The sequence below is a fragment of the Parafrankia sp. FMc2 genome, assembly GCF_041008525.1.
In the GTDB taxonomy this organism is placed as follows: Bacteria; Actinomycetota; Actinomycetes; order Frankiales; family Frankiaceae; genus Parafrankia.
The window spans coordinates 80294-96648 of the sequence record NZ_JBFLUG010000013.1; the positions used below are offsets into that span (position 1 = coordinate 80294).

Genomic DNA, 16355 nt, shown 5'->3' on the forward strand with positions numbered 1-16355 from the left:
GGTCGGAACAGCCTCCGGCCACCGGAAGAGCGGGCAGCTGTCGACCGACTACCCGGGTCTGCGGCAGCCGGACAGTGCGCGGAAACGGCGCGGCGGCCGCCTCGCAGGTGCGAGGCGGCCGCCGCGTGGGTCCGCCGTACGAGGCCGGCAGTGGCCTCGTACCGCCTACAGGTACTGGCCGGTGTTCGCGATCGTGTCGATCGAACGGCCGGCTTCCGTACCCTTCGTCCCGGTGACCAGCGTGCGGATGTAGACGATCCGCTCGCCCTTCTTGCCCGAGATCCGGGCCCAGTCGTCCGGGTTCGTCGTGTTGGGCAGGTCCTCGTTCTCCTTGAACTCATCCATGCACGCCGACAGGAGGTGCTGCATACGCAGGCCCCGGACGCCGCTCTCGATGAGATCCTTGACCGCCATCTTCTTCGCCCGGGCGACGATGTTCTCGATCATGGCTCCGGAGTTGAAGTCCTTGAAGTACAGGACCTCCTTGTCACCGTTGGCGTAGGTGACCTCGAGGAACCGGTTCTCGTCGCTCTCGGCGTACATCCGCTCGACGACCCGCTGGATCATGCCCTGGCAGGTCGCCTCCCGGTTGCCGCCGTGCTCGGCAAGATCGTCGGCGTGCAGCGGCAGCTCCGGCAGGACGTACTTGGCGAAGATGTCCTTGGCCGCCTCGGCGTCCGGACGCTCCACCTTGATCTTCACGTCCAGCCGGCCCGGCCGCAGGATCGCCGGGTCGATCATGTCCTCCCGGTTGGACGCGCCGATCACGATGACGTTCTCGAGCTGCTCGACGCCGTCGATCTCGCTGAGCAGCTGCGGAACGATCGTGTTCTCCACGTCCGAGGAGACACCCGAGCCACGGGTCCGGAAGATCGAGTCCATCTCGTCGAAGAACACGATCACCGGCATCCCCTCGGACGCCTTCTCGCGCGCCCGTTGGAACACCAGCCGGATCTGCCGCTCGGTCTCGCCGACGTACTTGTTGAGCAGCTCCGGGCCCTTGATGTTGAGGAAGAAGGCCCGGCCGGAGCCCTGGCCTGTCTGCGCCTCGACCTTCTTGGCCAGAGAGTTCGCCACCGCCTTGGCGATCAGCGTCTTGCCACAGCCGGGCGGGCCGTAGAGCAGCACACCCTTCGGGGGCTTGAGCTGATGCTCGAGGAACAGCTCCTTGTAGAGGAACGGCAGTTCGACGGCGTCGCGGATCGACTCGATCTGACCCTTGAGCCCACCGATCTGCTCGTACCCGATGTCGGGCACCTCCTCCAGGACCAGCTCCTCGACCTCGGACTTCGGGATCCGCTCGAAGGCGAAGCCCGACCGCGTCTCGATCAGGAGCGAGTCACCGGCTCGGATCGGCCCGTCGAGGAGTGGCTGGGCCAGCATGACGACCCGTTCCTCGTCGGTATGGCCGATCACCAGCGCCCGGTCACCGCTCTCGAGGACCTCCTTGAGCAGGACGATCTCGCCCTGCCGCTCGAACGCGCGAACCTCCACGACGTTGAGCGCCTCGTTGAGCATGACCTCCTGACCGGGCTGCAGGAGCTTGGCCTCGACGTTCGGCGACACCGTCACACGGAGCTTTCTGCCCTGCGTGAACACGTCGACCGTGCCGTCGTCGTACCCATGGAGGAAGACGCCGTACCCGCTTGGCGGTTGCGCGAGCCGGTCGACCTCCTCCTTCAGCGAGATGATCTGGTCACGCGCCTCCCGAAGGGTGGCGACGAGCCTGTCATTCTGACCGTTGGCAGCCTGTAGCTCCGCCTGGATCTGCGCCAGCCGCTCCTCCAGGACACGCGCCTGTCGGGGCGATTCAGACAGTCTCCGCCGCAGCATGGCCACTTCTTCCTCCAGGAAGGTGACCTGAGTCGTGAGTTCGTGTACTTCCTTCTCGGACGCCGACCGTTGAGAATCGGCGTCGCCAGGACGACCCGTGCTCCCACCGGAGCCAGAGCCCGAACGGGGACCGGACACCGCGCCTCCACCTCCCCCGTGCCGACCGGGACGCACCCAACACTACCTTTGTCAGAGCCGCTGGCAGGCCAGTCGCGCGAGGACGACCCGGCTTTGCCGTAAACAGCGGGTTACGGTGCCATGGTGACAGAAGATCGGAGCCCTGTGGCAACACCAATGAAGCCGGGCGATTCGCCTGGTCTCCGGGTCCGCATCGATCAAGACTCCTGCACTGGTGACGGACTGTGCGTCCAGTATGCACCGTCCGTGTTCGAGTTCGACATCGACGGACTCGCGTACGTGAAGGACACTGGCGGAGAGCTCCAGACCGATCCCGGAACCCACGTGCCGGTGCCCCTCCCCCTGCTGACGGAGGTCCGCGACGCCGCCGAGCAGTGCCCCGGCACCTGCATCTACATCGAGCGCGCGGACGGCACTCTGGAGGCGGGCGGCCCGCAGGAGTAGCGGCCCCCGGGCGCAGGACGAGCACGGTCACCCGGCAGACCTGTCCACCCACCACGCCAGGCAAACACCGGTCTGCCGCCGGCCGTACCCCAGGGCGAGCGCACCCGGCGGGGGCACAGCCCTAGACGGAGGTGCCGGTCTGCTCCCCGGCCCCCTCCTGGTGGTCCTCCTGGCCAGGTCCCCCGACCCGGCTTCCCTGACCGGTGTCCTCCGGCCCAGGGCCGGTCTGGGCGGCGCCAGACTGCTCGCCGGCTGCGTCCGGGTAGGAGCCCTTGGCCGGCCGGCGGCGCCGCGGGGGCGCGGTCACCCCGTCGGCGAGCCGGCGAGCCGTCACCAGGAAGCCCGTGTGGCCGACCATGCGATGGCCGGGACGCACCGCCAGGCCTTCTACGTGCCAGTCCCGCATCATCGTCTCCCACGCCGCCGGCTCGGCGAAGGCGCCGTGCTCCCGCAGCGCCTCGACCGTGCGGGAGAGCTGGGTGGTCGTCGCGACGTAGGCGCACAGCACCCCACCGGGAACGAGCGCCGCGGCGGCCACGACGAGGACGTCCCAGGGGGCGAGCATGTCGAGAATCACCCGGTCCATGCCCCGTTCGGAGGAGTCGGCCAGGTCACCGACGTGCAGGGTGTGGGCCGGGTGCGGGCCGCCGAAGAACGTCTCGATGTTGCGGCGGGCCACCTCGGCGAAGTCGGGTCGGCGTTCGTAGGAGACCAGGACACCGGCGTCACCGACGGCCCGCAGCAGTGCGCATGACAGCGCACCCGATCCGGCACCCGCCTCGAGTACCCGCGCGCCGGGGAAGACGTCCGCGTACATGACGATCTGCGCAGCGTCCTTCGGATAGACCACAGTGGCGCCACGCGGCATCGACAGGACGAAGTCGGACAGCAACGGCCGCAGCGCCAGGTAGTCGGTGCCGCCGGTGCTGCGGACGACAATGCCTTCGGGACGTCCCAGCAGATCGTCGTGCAGGACGGCGCCACGGTGCGTGTGGAACTGTCGCCCGGGCTCCAGCACGAGCGTGTGGCGGCGCCCCTTGGGGTCGGTCAGCTGCACCCGGTCGCCGACGGCAAAGGCCCCGCGGCGAAGAGCGGCGCCTGTCGGCGTCACTCCCACCGGCTCGGCATCCGCCGCCGACCCCGCTGGCAGCGCGGGCTCGACGGGCTCGACGGGCTCGACGGGCTCGACGGGCTCGACGGGCTCGACGGGCTCAGCCTGTTCCGCGGAGGCGGCAGGTACCACGGGCTCAGAAGCCACAGCGTCCGGGCCGAGCCGCGTGGCGGCCTCAGGGGGTGCCTGCGGCGCCAGACGGTCCTGCGCGGCGTGCTCGCTCAGAGCCAGGTCGGCACGGGCGCCGAGCGTGGCCGTCGACGGCCTGGTCGGGTCAGTAATGATCGCGATGTCCTCTCGGCGCGCTGCCGTGACCTCGTCCGCGGGCCGGTGCGCGCCCTGTTCCTCGGGTGCAGTGGTCGCCAGGAGCGACGGGCCCCGGCAGGGACGGGCCCCCGCGGACGGCCGCCGGGCCGCTCTCGGACGGGCCGTCGGTTCGCCGGGCGGGCCGAAGCGGCCTCAGCCGCGGGGCAACGTCACCGAGATGAGACCATACGGGCCGCGGCCGCGGGGTCGATCCTCGCCACGAGATCAACCATCGCAAGCACCCCGACGGGGCGCCCACGCTGGACGACGAGGTACTCCGGGGCGGGCACCCGCTGGACAGCGGCGAGCAGCTCCTCACCCTCCAGCTCCGCCTGCAGAGTCATTCCCGGGCTGATCGTCCGGCTGACCTCGTCCACGGTCGTCCAAGGCCGGCGGTGCGGCGGCATGGCATCCACCGACAGCCCGTTCATGATCTTGATGGGTACACCGTCGCGGTCGATCACCGCGACCGCCGTCGCTCCGACCTCCTGCGCCCGGCGCAGCGCCTCGCCGAGCGGCACGGTGCCCTCGACCGGAAGGGTGCGGCGGGCAAGCCGGCCCGCGGACAGCCCGGGCAGTCGCTCCCGGACCTTCGCGAGCCGCAGCGACTGGTAGGCACCGAACGCCAGGAACCCGGCAAGGACATAGGTGTACAGGGCCCCGAAACCACCCGAGCCCGGCATCGAGCCCCACACCACCAGCCCGCCGGCGACGATGAAGCCACCGTAGGCGCCGGCCCGCAGCCCACGCAGCCGGTCGCGCCCGAGCGCCCACACCGCGGCGACCACCAGCCGCCCGCCGTCGAGCGGCAGGCCCGGGGCCAGGTTGAACACGAACAGCACCAGGTTGGTGAAGCCCAGGTAGAACAGCACCGTGCCGACGCTGCCGTGCTCGGGCACCGCCAGCAGCCCCAGGTAGCAGGCACCGGCGAGGACACCGTTGACAGCCGGGCCGGCAAAGGCGATCAGGAACTCGCGGGCGGGGGTGGCCGGCTCGGGCTCGAACTCGGTGAAGCCCGCGAAGCCGTGCAGCGTCACCGACCGGACCCGCAGCCCGAAGTACTGGGCGGTCAGCGCATGCCCGATCTCGTGCGCGAGCAGTGACAGGAGGAACCCCGCCGACACCAGCAGGGCCAGCGCGAGCACGTGCCCGTCGGTGACGGGGGTGCTCGTCGCCGCGCGCAGCCGGTCGCCGATCGCGCTGACGAGCAGCGAGGTGATCAGCGCGGCGAAGACGAAGGCCAGCGGCGAGACGAAGATCGGCACACCGTGCACGTTCCCGACCCGCATCCCCTGCGGGCGCTCGGCCGGGCGCCGCTCAGGCGGTTCCGTCCCGCCCGCCGCCGCGGGGTACCCCGGACCGGGCTGATCCTTCATAGGTGTAGATGCTACGGACCATCCGGCGCTGTGTCTGTTGCGGATGGTGCCCCTGCCCGGGATTACCCGGCATCGCCGTCCTGTCGGTAGTGGGTTCTAGGGTCTGGGCCATGAGCACGCTGCCAGCCACCGCCGCCTCCCCGCTTCCCGCGGACCCGGACGGCACGGACCCGGCGGACACGGGCCCGGCCCGCGCGACACCGGCGAGCACAGCTCCGGCCAGCACAGCACCGGCCAGTGCTCCACCCACCAGCACGACGTCGGCCGGGACGGAGCCGGCCGTGTCAGAGCCGACCGGGAAGACGCCACCGCCGGGCACGACGCCCGAGTCGCGGGCGGTGCCTCCTCCGGCCGGTGGGGGGCATTCCGGGCCGGTCGGCGGTGGGCGCGGCTGGCATGAGGGGCCGGCGGTGGCGCGGCCCCAGGGCACGCAGGTCGTGGCCTCGCTGTCCCCGTCCCGGGCGGCCGACTTCGTCACCTGCCCGTTGCGTTACCGCTTCCGGGTCGTCGACCGGCTGCCCGAGCCACCGAGCGAGGCCGCCACCCGTGGGACGGTGGTGCACGCCGTGTTGGACCGGCTGTTCGACCTTCCGGCCCCGGAGCGCACGCAGCCGGCCGCGGCCGACCTGGTGGAGCCCGTCTGGGCGGACCTGCTGACCCGCGATCCGGCGCTCGGAGGCCTGTTCGACGATGACGGGGCACGCAGCGCCTGGCTGGAGAGCGCCCGTGACCTGCTCACCGGCTACTTCTCGCTCGAGGACCCGAGGCGCCTCGCTCCCGCCGCCCGGGAGCTGTACGTCGAGCACGTCCTGGAGTCCGGCCTGCGGCTGCGCGGCTACGTCGACCGTCTCGACGAGGCCGAGACGCCGCAGGGCACGGCGCTGCGGGTCATCGACTACAAGACGGGGCGGTCGCCCGGCCAGGCCTTCGAGGGCGCGGCGATGTTCCAGATGCGGTTCTACGCCCTGGTCCTGTGGCGTACCCGTGGCGTCGTGCCGCGGGAGCTGCGGCTGTACTACCTGGGCGACCGCACCTGGCTGCGGGCCGCGCCCGAGGAGGCCGAGCTGCGGGCGACCGAGCGCCGCATCGAGGCGCTGTGGGCCGCCATCGCCCGCGCGCACCGGACCGGTGACTGGCGGGCGAGGCCCAGCCGGCTGTGCGACTGGTGCGACCACAAGTCACGCTGCCCGGCCTTCGGTGGAACGCCCCCGCCGCTGCCGGAGGCCCGGGCCGAGGTGCCGGTGGACGACACGGCCCCGGCCGTCTGCGAGGCGGACGGATAGTCGGCGCCGGGCCGCGACGATCGGTCGGGTGCCCGGACCCGACCGCCCAGGGCGGTTGCACGGGTGCCGGCGATAGCCCCGGGCGTGGGTCGAGAGCCCCGGGCGTGGGTCGAGGGCACCCGTTCGGGGGCCGGCAAGCACTTTGGGACAGTGGTCCGGCCAGGCGCCCCGGGCGACGCGGGCAGCTGGACACACGGCCGGAAGATCCGGCGGCGCCCCGTCCGGTGTCGCCGGTTACCGTCGGCAGCGAACATGTCGGGCGGAAGGATGTTGATCGTGTCCTCCGCGTTGTTCCTTCGGAACCTCCGGCTCCGGACTCCGTGGGACACACCCGCCGGCTGGTGACATTGTTCGCGACTGGGAGGAACGACATGGCCCGACGCCCCGCATCGGACCACCACGAGCCCCGTGGCGGTGCCGCCCGCAGGCGTGGGTCCGCCGCACGCGCATCCAGGCTGACCAAGGTCTACGGGTCGGGCGCCACCGCGGTCACAGCGCTGCGCGGCATCGACCTGACCTTCCCCTACGGCCGGTTCACGGCGATCATGGGCCCGTCCGGCTCGGGAAAGTCGACGCTCATGCACTGCCTCGCCGGGCTGGACCCGGTGACCACCGGCCGGGTCTTCATCGGTGACGTCGACCTCTCCCGGCTGGGCGACCGGCAGCTCACGCAGCTGCGCCGGGACCGGATCGGCTTCATCTTCCAGCAGTTCAACCTGCTGCCCACACTCACCGCGGCGGAGAACATCACGCTGCCGCTCGACATCGCGGGCCGCCGGCCGGACAAGAAGTGGATGCGGATGGTCGTCGAGGCCGTGGGGCTGGAGAAGCGGCTGGCGCACCGGCCACCCGAGCTCTCCGGAGGCCAGCAGCAGCGGGTCGCCTGCGCCCGCGCGCTGGTCACCCGCCCAGAGATCATCTTCGCCGACGAACCGACCGGGAACCTCGACTCCCGGTCGGGCTCGGAGGTGCTGTCGTTCCTGCGCGACTCGGTGCGGGAGCTGGGCCAGACCATCGTGATGGTCACCCATGACCCGACAGCCGCGTCGTACTCCGACGAGGTGATCTTCCTGGCGGACGGCCGCCTCGTGGACGCGATGGCCGACCCGACCCCGGATGCGGTGCTCGACCGGATGAAGAACCTCGACGCGGTGGCCCGCGGGGGGGCCGACGCCGAGCACGACCAGCACGACGCCGAGGACGACTACGAGGACGACGACTACGAGCCGGTGCCCCCCCGGCCCCGAGGGCCGCGCGACGCCCACGCCCCGGACTACACCGGCCGAGGGGGTTATGGAGGTGAGGAGTACGCCGACCACGGCGAGTACCCCACCGGCACCGCAGGGTACGCGCCCGCGGGCTATGCCCCCGAGTACGGCGAGCACGACGGCTACGCCACCGGCGGCTACCCGGCCGGGAGCCCCCCGCAGGACGTCCCGCAGGCCCACGCCTACCGCGACCACGGGCGGGGTTCCGGTCGTGGCGGCGGGCGGGCACCCGGCCACGGCGGCGGGCGGGCACCCGGCCACGGCGGCGAGACCAGCCACCTCCATCGGGGCGAGTGGGCCTGACGGATGCTGCGCGCCACACTGCGGAGCCTGCTGGCCCGCAAGATCCGGCTCATGCTGTCGGCCCTCGCGGTCGTGGTCGGTGTCAGTTTCGTCACCGGCACCCTGGTCCTCACCGACACGCTCAACCGCACCTTCGACACCCTCTTCGCCGACATCAACAAGAACGTCAGCGTCTCGGTGCGGAAGGTCAACGCCGTCGGTACCGGTGGCCAGGCGGATCGGCTACCCGTCCCGGCCTCGCTGATCCCGACGCTGACCGGAGTGGACGGCGTCGCGGCCGCGACCGGTGTGGTCCGCGGCCAGGCCGACCTCATCGACCCGGCGTCGGACGAGCCACTGGGCGGCGGCGGCCCGCCGAGCATCGGGACGAACTGGACCGGTGACTCCCCGACCAGCTCCGAGGAGATCGCGCAGGGCCGGGCGCCGACCGGTCAGGAGATCGCCGTCGACAAGGCGACCGCCGACAAGCACCACCTGACACTCGGGCAGCGGCTGTCCGTCCAGACAGCCGTCGAGCCCGAGGAGTTCACTCTCGTCGGTACCTTCCGGATCGCCGACCAGGACACCATGGGCGGCGCCGTCGTCACTCTGTTCGACACTCCGACGGCCCAGCGGCTGATGGGCGCACCCGACCAGTTCAGCTCGATCAGTCTCGCGGCCGCCGGATCACTGACCCAGGAGGAGCTGCGGAGCCGGGTGGCGGCAGTCCTCCCGGCCGATGTCGAGGCGATCACCGGCGTGGAGCTCTCCGAGGAGAGCGCCAACGTGGTGCAGGACGCGGTGGGGGGCTTCTCCACCTTCCTGCTGGTCTTCGCCGGCATCGCGATGTTCGTCGGCGCGTTCATCATCTTCAACACGTTCACGATGCTGGTCGCGCAGCGCGTCCGCGAGCTGGCGCTGCTGCGCGCGATCGGCGCCAGCCGGTTCCAGGTGCAGCTCTCCGTCCAGCTCGAGGCGATGATCGTCGGCTTCGTCGGCGCCACCCTCGGGCTGCTGCTCGGAGCGCTCCTGGCGGTGGGGCTGCGCGCGGCCGTGGGGGCCTTCGGAGTCTCGCTGCCCTCCGGCAGCCTGGTGTTCCAGGCCCGGACGATCATCATCGCCTACGCGATCGGCGTGCTCGTCACCGGCCTGGCCGCGTTCATCCCCGCCCGCAAGGCGGCGTCGGTGCCACCGGTGGCCGCGATGCGGGAGACCTACGTGCTGCCCAGCCGCTCGCTGCGTACCCGGGCGATCGGTGGCGGTGTGCTGACCGCGCTCGGCGCGCTCCTCGTGGTGGGCGGTCTCGCCCGGGGGGAGACACCGAACGCCAGCGCGGTCGGCGCCGGGGCGGCCTTCGTCTTCCTCGGCATCGCCACCCTGTCGCCGCTCTTCGCCCCGCCGGTCAGCCGGGTCGTCGGCGTCCCGCTGCGCGCCGTGTTCGGGACCACCGGCCGGCTCGGGCAGGAGAACGCCATCCGCAATCCGCGGCGGACCGCTTCCACCGCCTCGGCGCTGATGATCGGCCTTGCCCTGGTGAGCGCGTTCGCCGTGCTCGGGCAGTCGATCAAGCAGTCCGTGCGCGAGACGGTGTCGAGCAGCCTGGGTGCCGACTTCTACGTGAGCGGGGCGAACTTCGCCAGCTTCAGCCCGGAGGTCGCCGCGGGCCTGAAGGGGGCGCCCGGCGTGGCCACCTCCACCGGGGTTCGCGGCAGCCCGATCAAGATCGGGGCGGAGGACAGCTCCGTCCTGGCCGGCGATCCGGCCGGCCTCCTCCAGGCGCTGGCCATCAGGCAGGTCGCCGGTGACATCCGTGCCCTGGCCGAGGGTTCGGTCCTGATCGACGAGACGACCGCCGAGGAGCAGGGCCTGCAGGTCGGTGCGCCGGTGCCGGTGACGTTCGCGGACGGGCCGAAGAACCTGACGCTCGTCGGCACCTACGAGGAGAGCCCTATCGCCGGGCCCGCGATCATCGCGACCAGCGAGTACCAGAAGCACTCCAGCAACAACCTCGACCTGTTCGTGATGGTCACGATGGCAGACGGTGCCGACCCGGCCGCGGTGCGCGCGGAGATCGACAAGGTGACGGAGCCGTTCGGCAACATCCAGGTGCTCGACCAGACGGAGTTCGTCGCCGAGCAGGAGAAACAGGTCGACCAGTTCCTCGGGTTCGTCTACGTCCTGCTGGCGCTGGCCGTGGTGATCGCCCTGTTCGGCATCGTGAACACCCTGGCTCTCTCGGTGATCGAACGGACCCGGGAGATCGGCATGCTGCGGGCGGTCGGGATGACCCGGCCGCAGATGCGGCTGATGGTCATCGTGGAGTCCGTCATCATCGCGGTCTTCGGTGCGGTGATGGGGGTGCTGGTCGGCAGCTTCTTCGGCTGGGCGCTCACCGGGGCGCTCGAGAGCCAGGGGGTGACGACGTTCGCCTATCCCGTCCGCACCATCATCGCCGTGATGATCGTCGGCGCGGTGCTGGGCGTGCTCGCCGCGGTCTTCCCAGCCCGCCGCGCCGCGCGGATGGACATCCTGCGCGCGATCGCCACCACCTGACCGGCGGGCCTGGTGGTGACCGGCGGGCCTGGTGCCGTGCCCGACAGGGTTCGGCCCTAGCCGGACGTTCCCCCCGACAGTGTGGCGCCGCGGTGCTGGACCAGCGCCGCGAGCATCCCCAGGTCGACGTCGTGCAGGCTGGCGACCCGCGCGTGGCTCACCGGCCCGCCGGCGGCGGTGCTCCCGCCTCCGGCCGGCAGCGGCATCGACGGCACCAGGACCGTCACGCAACCGGCCGCCATGCCGGCTGCCGCCCCCGTGAGGCTGTCCTCGAGCACGACGCAGGCTGCCGGGTCGACGCCAAGCAGACGGGCCGCCGCCAGGTACGGGTCCGGGTAGGGCTTGCGGCGTGCCACCTCGTCACCGGCGACGGTCACGGTGAAGTGACGCGCGCCGAGCAGGGCGACGACCGGGTCGACGAGCGCCCGGTAGGACGACGAGACCAGCGCGGTCGGCACTCCGGCCGCGGCGACCACGGCCAGCAACTCGGCCGCGCCGGGCTGCGGCACGATCGCCCCTGGCTCCCGGAACAGCTCCGCGGAGCGGCGGACCAGGAAGTCGGCGACGGCGGGCTCCTCCGACGCGGGGCAGCCCAGCATCGCCACCATGATCGGGACGGCGGTGTCGATACCGTGCCCGATCATGGCTTCCTTCATCGCCGGGGTGAACTCCCGGCCCAGCCGGGCGGCGGCCTCGTGCTCCGCGATCGTCCACAGCGGTTCGGTGTCGACGAGCAGCCCGTCCATGTCGAACAGGACCGCCGCCGGCAGGTCACTCACGCCGATGTCCTCCTCCGGAGGGAGCCGGCCGGCCGCGGGTGCGTGACCGGCGCCGGGGCCGGATCGGGCGCACTCTGGCAGGGTACCGGGCGGTACTACCGGCACTGCTGGCGGTACGCAGGACGCCGCCCCGGGCGGGGCCGTCCGGGGGTCGATGGCAGGCTGCACATACCCGACATCACCCGTGGGGGTCCTGCCCGGCATAACCTCTCCGACGGGACACCGACGTCACGGAGCGACCAGGCCCGGTAGACAGGTCACAGGGCCAGGGTTGTTCCTGCCCTTGAGGCGGAGGTTGCGATCACGCGGCAGACTGGACGGCAGACGCTCTCGCATTCGGCGAGGACGTACCGTTGCCCTGACACGGGGGCTGGGGGCCGCCACGAGGCGGCAGGAGGTGGTAGGTGATCGAGTTCTCCGGCGTCGGCCAGCTACGGTCGCCGGTCGTCGTGGCCGCCTTCGAGGGGTGGAACGACGCCGCCGACGCATCGTCGGCTGCCGTGGAGCACCTGGAGAACGTCTTCGGCGCTCGGGTGATCGGTGCGATCGACCCCGACGACTACTACGACTTCCAGGTCAACCGCCCGACGGTCAGCGGGACCGACGGCGCCTCACGCAAGATCGCCTGGCCGACGACGCGGCTGTCGGTCGCCCGGCCGGCGAAGTCGGACTCCGATCTCGTGCTCGTCCGCGGTCTGGAGCCGAACATGCGCTGGCGCGGCTTCACCGACGAGCTCATCGAGGCTGTGCACGCGCTGGGCAGTGACATGGTCATCACGCTCGGCGCGTTGCTCGCCGACTCGCCGCACACGCGACCCGTGCCGATCAGCGGCACTGCCGGGGACCCGGCCACCGCTGCCCGGCTGGGGCTGGAGGCGTCCCGCTACGAGGGGCCGACCGGCATCGTCGGCGTGTTCGCGGACGCCTGCTCCCGCGCAGAGCTGGCCTCGGTGTCGTTCTGGGCGGCGGTACCGCACTACGTGGCGAACCCGCCGTGCCCGAAAGCCACCCTCGCGCTGCTGCGCCGGGTAGAGGACCTCCTCGACATGGAGATCCCGCTGGGGGAGCTGCCGGACAAGGCGAAGGCCTGGGAGCGGCAGGTCGACGAGCTCGCCGCCGGCGACACCGAGGTCGCCGAGTACGTCCGCTCGCTGGAGTCCCGCGAGCCGGAGACGGCACTGCCGGAGGCCAGCGGCGACGCCATCGCCCGGGAGTTCGAGCGCTACCTGCGCCGCCGCGGCGAGTGACCGCCGCGGCGGGCGGCGGTCACCACGCCGGACGTCAGTCCTCCACGATCTCCGCGTCGAGGATGTCGTCCTCGCGGGGCGAGCGGTAGCCCGTGGCGGTCATGCGCGGCACGGGCACGGGCCCCGCGGGGGCGCCGGCGCCGGCGCTGGCCGTGCCCGCGGGCACGTACCCGTCGGCCACCTCCGCAGTCGGGTAGGGCTCCGCCACCGGGTACGGCTCGGCGTCGGGGACGTCGCGCTGCTGGCGGTGCCGGCCCGGCCCGCGCCGGTTCGTGTCAGCCGCGGTGCCGGATGCGCGCGCGCCGGCGGCAGCGGCCCGCACGCCGCTGGCCGCGAATCCGTCAGCCCGCCAGCCGTCGGCCGCGGCCTCCGCCTGGCCGGCGGCGCTGTAGCCAGCCGAAGGCGCACCGGGACCCTGCGCACCGGCACCCTCCGAGCCGGAGCTCGGCGGACCGGACTGCTGCCGGCCCGAAGGCTGTGGACCGGAATGCTGCGGACCGGCGCCCTGAGGGCCCAGGCCCGACGCGCCGCTGCGCGGCGTGCCAGCGCGGGGTGCGCTGGTTCCTGGCACACCAGCACCTGGCACACCAGCGCCGGGAGCACCGGTGCCGGGAGCCGCGGTGGGGATGCCGCCGCCTGAGGTGCCCGGGGGGCCAGCATCGTCGAGTCCGTCGGGTGTCAGCCCGGCTCGGACCAGGTCGGTCACGGCGCGGTCGATCTCGTCCTCGCCGAGGAGGCGACGCAGCCGCAGGACAGCTCCGACGATCTCACCCTGCTGGCGGCGCAGCGCCTCCAGCGAGTGCGTCCCGCGGGCGATCTCCGTCTCGACGTCCTCGTGCCGGGCCAGGGCGAGCCGGCGGCTCTCCTCGACCGCGTCGAGGAGCAGCTTCTCGGCCTGCTCCCGGGCCTCACGCACGATCGGGTGGTTGGCGCCGGCCTCGGCCACCGCCTCCTCCAGCGCGGACTGCGCGATCTGCCGCGCGCCGGCGATGATGTCGTCGGCCTCGCGCTGGGCGATTTCCAGCATGAGGCCGATCCGCCCACCGGCCTGGGCGGACGCTCCCCCGGCGAGCCGTGCCTCCGCCTCACGGCGGTCACGTTCGTGGCGCAGCGCGGACTCCGCCGCCGCCATCCGGGACGTCACCTCGCTCGCGTACCGCCACAGGACACCCAGATAGTCATCGACCTGGCGGGGGTCGTACCCCTGGGCAACCTGGTCGAAGGCCGGTCGTTCCATGGCGGCGCCGGGCTCGTCCCGGCGGTGGTGCGCCCCCATCGGCTAGGTTCCTCTCGGTAGAACAGAACCAAGATCAATGCCGAGCAACGCATCGACGATATCGCGGACGGTTACCTGTTCCGGCACAGCCGTACCGCCAGCGCTCCCCCTGCCCGCCGCGCCATCCGCCGCGAGCGCGGCAGCAGCCCAGGCGTCGACGGCGGCGGCGGCGCCCGGAGCGTCGAGCCCGTCCGCGAGCCGGGCCCGGACGTCGGCGAGCACGGACCTCGTGTCCGGCGTGGACGCGGGTGGCAGTGCCGCGGCGGCCCGCCATCGCTCCAGGGCCCGCTCGGCCGCGGGCAGGGCGCCCGGGGTCCATTCCCATTCCTCGGTGTGATGGTGGCGCAGCAGCGCCAGCCGGATCGCGGCCGGCGCCACCCCGTTCGCCAGCAGCCGCGAGACGAACTCCAGATTGCCCCTGGACTTCGACATCTTGTGCCCGTCGAGCCCGACCATGGCGGCGTGCACGTAGGCACGCGCGAACGGCCAGGCGCCGTTCGCGACCTCGGCGTGCGCGGCGCTGCACTCGTGGTGCGGAAACGCGAGGTCGCTGCCCCCGCCCTGGACGTCGATGGTCGCGCCGAGGTAGTGCCGGGCGATGGCGGAGCACTCGACGTGCCAGCCCGGCCGGCCCGGCCCGAACGGCGACGGCCAGGACGGCTCGCCGGGCCGCTCCGCGCGCCACAGCAGCGGGTCCAGCGGGTCCTTCTTGCCCGGCCGGTCGGGGTCCCCGCCGCGCTCGGCGCAGGCGGTCAGCATCTGAGCCGCGTCCAGGCCGGCGACCTGGCCGAAGTCCTTCGCGGCGGCGACGGAGAAGTACAGGTCGCCCTGCACCGGATAGGCGGCGCCGCGTTCGACCAGCTGGGCGACCATGTCGACGATGAGCGGCACGGCCTCGACGACGCCGACGTAGTGGTCCGGCGGGAGGATGCGCAGTGCGGTCATGTCGGCGCGGTACAGCTCGATCTCGCGGCGGGCGAGGTCCTGCCAGTCGACCCCGTCGCGCTCGGCGCGTTCGAGCAGCGGGTCGTCCACATCCGTGACGTTCTGCACATATCGCACCGTGTGCCCGGCATCACGGACCGCGCGCTGCAGCAGGTCGAACGTCAGGTAGGTGAAGGCGTGCCCCAGGTGGGTGGCGTCGTAGGGGGTGATCCCGCAGACGTAGAGCCGGACCGTCGGCCCGAGTGCCAGTGGCCGCACCTCGCCATGGGCGGTGTCGAGAACGCGAAGGTCGCGACCCTGTCCGGGAAGCCGGGGCAGCTGGGGAGAGGGCCACGCGTCCATGCGTGTCAGGGTAACCGGGGCGCTGGCGGCTGCGGGACAAGCTGCGCAGCCTGGACAGCCCGCACAGTCGGGGCGAGCCGGCGGAGCCGGACAGGTTCGGACCGCCGGGAAGGTCCGTGGAAGCGGAGCCAGGGTGGGCCCGGCCGGCCCGCCACCGCGACCGGAGGCCGCCCGGTGGCGGCCCGGAGGCGGCCGGGTGGGTCCACAAAGGTGCGTCCGGGCCGGTCAGGGCCCTAGAAGGGCGGCCAGGGGATGGCGGGCCAGTCGGCTGAGGGCATCGGGAAGCGGCGCCGCCTCAGCAGGCGCTCGACGCGGGCGTGGACGGCGGAGATCTCCGCGGTGGTGAGCAGTGGCGCCAGCCGCTCTCCGAGGTCCGCATCGAGGGATCCACTCAGGCTACGGAGCAGTGCGGTCTCCGCGGTGGTGAGCCGCTCGCCCCGCCACGTCCACAGCAGTGTGCGCAGCTTGTCATCGGTGTGGAACGTCACACCGTGGTCGATGCCGTAGACCCGCCCGGACGGCGCGGGCAGCAGGTGGCCGCCCTTGCGGTCGGCGTTGTTGATGACCGCGTCGAACAGGGCGATGCGCCGCAGCCGCGGATCGTCCGAGCGGGTGAGTGCGACGAGGTCCACGGTCGTGTCGACATCGATCCAGAGCTGGACCATGCCCTCGCCGAACGGGCCCGGCCGCAGCACGGTGGGCGGCACGATCCCCAGCTCCATCGCCTCGGAGACCTCGTAGGCGGCGAGCTCTCGGCCGGCCAGTGTGCCGTCCGGGAAGTCCCACAGCGCCCGTTCGCCGCGCACCGGCTTGTAGACGCAGCGCGCCTCGGACCCGCCCGCGTGGATCTCGCACAGCAGTGTCGCGTTGCTCGCGTCCACCAGCCGCCCGGAGATCTCGAGCTCGCCGCAGCGGAGCAGCTCCAGCGCCTCGGCCGCGCCGAGCCCGCCGCCGTCGAGCGGGTCGAGCGGACCGGGCGGACCGTTGCTTCCTGGGTCGGGACCGGCCGAGGACAGGCTCACGCCTCCAGTCTGGACGTCGCGGACGGCACGGGTGGAACGGGGCCGCCCGATGCGGCCCCCGTCACCGGCACGACACCGGCGCCGCCGCCGACGATCTCGTCCTCGCTCGGGGCCTGGCCTCTCCCTTAAACACACCTCCCAGCCCACGAG

General features: G+C 72.4%; 12 protein-coding genes. 5 read left to right on the top strand and 7 right to left on the bottom strand.

Going from position 1 to position 16355, the window contains the following annotated elements:
* Positions 1–165 precede the first annotated feature (165 nt).
* On the bottom strand, positions 166–1971 hold the full coding sequence (arc, locus tag AB1460_RS07500; protein WP_368959868.1) for a proteasome ATPase: 1806 nt from the start codon (positions 1969–1971) through the stop codon (positions 166–168).
* Positions 1972–2091: 120 nt separating this feature from the next.
* Here arc and AB1460_RS07505 point away from each other — a divergent pair, with 120 nt between their 5' ends.
* A complete protein-coding gene (locus AB1460_RS07505) occupies positions 2092–2415 on the top strand; it encodes a ferredoxin (RefSeq protein WP_368959869.1) in 324 nt (107 codons plus the stop codon).
* A gap of 121 nt (positions 2416–2536) precedes the next feature.
* Here the strand turns inward: AB1460_RS07505 and AB1460_RS07510 are convergent, their stop codons facing one another.
* Positions 2537–3565 carry a tRNA (adenine-N1)-methyltransferase gene (locus tag AB1460_RS07510; protein ID WP_368959887.1) on the bottom strand — a complete coding sequence of 343 codons (1029 nt, stop codon included), beginning with the start codon at positions 3563–3565 and terminating at the stop codon, positions 2537–2539.
* Positions 3566–4002: 437 nt separating this feature from the next.
* Positions 4003–5208: a site-2 protease family protein gene (locus AB1460_RS07515; protein ID WP_368959870.1), complete on the bottom strand. Its 1206-nt coding sequence runs from the start codon at positions 5206–5208 to the stop codon at positions 4003–4005.
* Between the two features lie 110 nt (positions 5209–5318).
* Between AB1460_RS07515 and AB1460_RS07520 the strand changes: the two genes are divergently transcribed.
* The 3 genes from AB1460_RS07520 to AB1460_RS07530 all read left to right on the top strand — a co-directional run bounded on the left by AB1460_RS07520 (position 5319) and on the right by AB1460_RS07530 (position 10594).
* Positions 5319–6491: a RecB family exonuclease gene (locus tag AB1460_RS07520; protein ID WP_368959871.1), complete on the top strand. Its 1173-nt coding sequence runs from the start codon at positions 5319–5321 to the stop codon at positions 6489–6491.
* 371 nt (positions 6492–6862) lie between these two features.
* Positions 6863–8062 carry an ABC transporter ATP-binding protein gene (locus AB1460_RS07525; RefSeq protein WP_368959872.1) on the top strand — a complete coding sequence of 400 codons (1200 nt, stop codon included), beginning with the start codon at positions 6863–6865 and terminating at the stop codon, positions 8060–8062.
* 3 nt (positions 8063–8065) lie between these two features.
* Positions 8066–10594, top strand: coding sequence for an ABC transporter permease (locus tag AB1460_RS07530; protein WP_368959873.1), 2529 nt, complete (start codon positions 8066–8068; stop codon positions 10592–10594).
* Between the two features lie 56 nt (positions 10595–10650).
* Here the strand turns inward: AB1460_RS07530 and AB1460_RS07535 are convergent, their stop codons facing one another.
* On the bottom strand, positions 10651–11373 hold the full coding sequence (locus AB1460_RS07535; RefSeq protein WP_368959874.1) for an HAD family hydrolase: 723 nt from the start codon (positions 11371–11373) through the stop codon (positions 10651–10653).
* 404 nt (positions 11374–11777) lie between these two features.
* Between AB1460_RS07535 and AB1460_RS07540 the strand changes: the two genes are divergently transcribed.
* Positions 11778–12620 carry a PAC2 family protein gene (locus AB1460_RS07540; protein ID WP_018635697.1) on the top strand — a complete coding sequence of 281 codons (843 nt, stop codon included), beginning with the start codon at positions 11778–11780 and terminating at the stop codon, positions 12618–12620.
* Between the two features lie 34 nt (positions 12621–12654).
* Here AB1460_RS07540 and AB1460_RS07545 read toward each other — a convergent pair whose 3' ends face one another.
* The 3 genes from AB1460_RS07545 to AB1460_RS07555 all read right to left on the bottom strand — a co-directional run bounded on the left by AB1460_RS07545 (position 12655) and on the right by AB1460_RS07555 (position 16205).
* Positions 12655–13896 carry a hypothetical protein gene (locus AB1460_RS07545; RefSeq protein WP_368959875.1) on the bottom strand — a complete coding sequence of 414 codons (1242 nt, stop codon included), beginning with the start codon at positions 13894–13896 and terminating at the stop codon, positions 12655–12657.
* Positions 13897–13899: 3 nt separating this feature from the next.
* The gene (gene mshC, locus AB1460_RS07550) at positions 13900–15183 is read right to left on the bottom strand and encodes a cysteine--1-D-myo-inosityl 2-amino-2-deoxy-alpha-D-glucopyranoside ligase (RefSeq protein WP_368959876.1); all 1284 of its coding nucleotides are present in this window, start codon (positions 15181–15183) and stop codon (positions 13900–13902) included.
* A gap of 233 nt (positions 15184–15416) precedes the next feature.
* The gene (locus AB1460_RS07555; protein WP_368959877.1) at positions 15417–16205 is read right to left on the bottom strand and encodes an SCO1664 family protein; all 789 of its coding nucleotides are present in this window, start codon (positions 16203–16205) and stop codon (positions 15417–15419) included.
* Positions 16206–16355 lie beyond the last annotated feature (150 nt).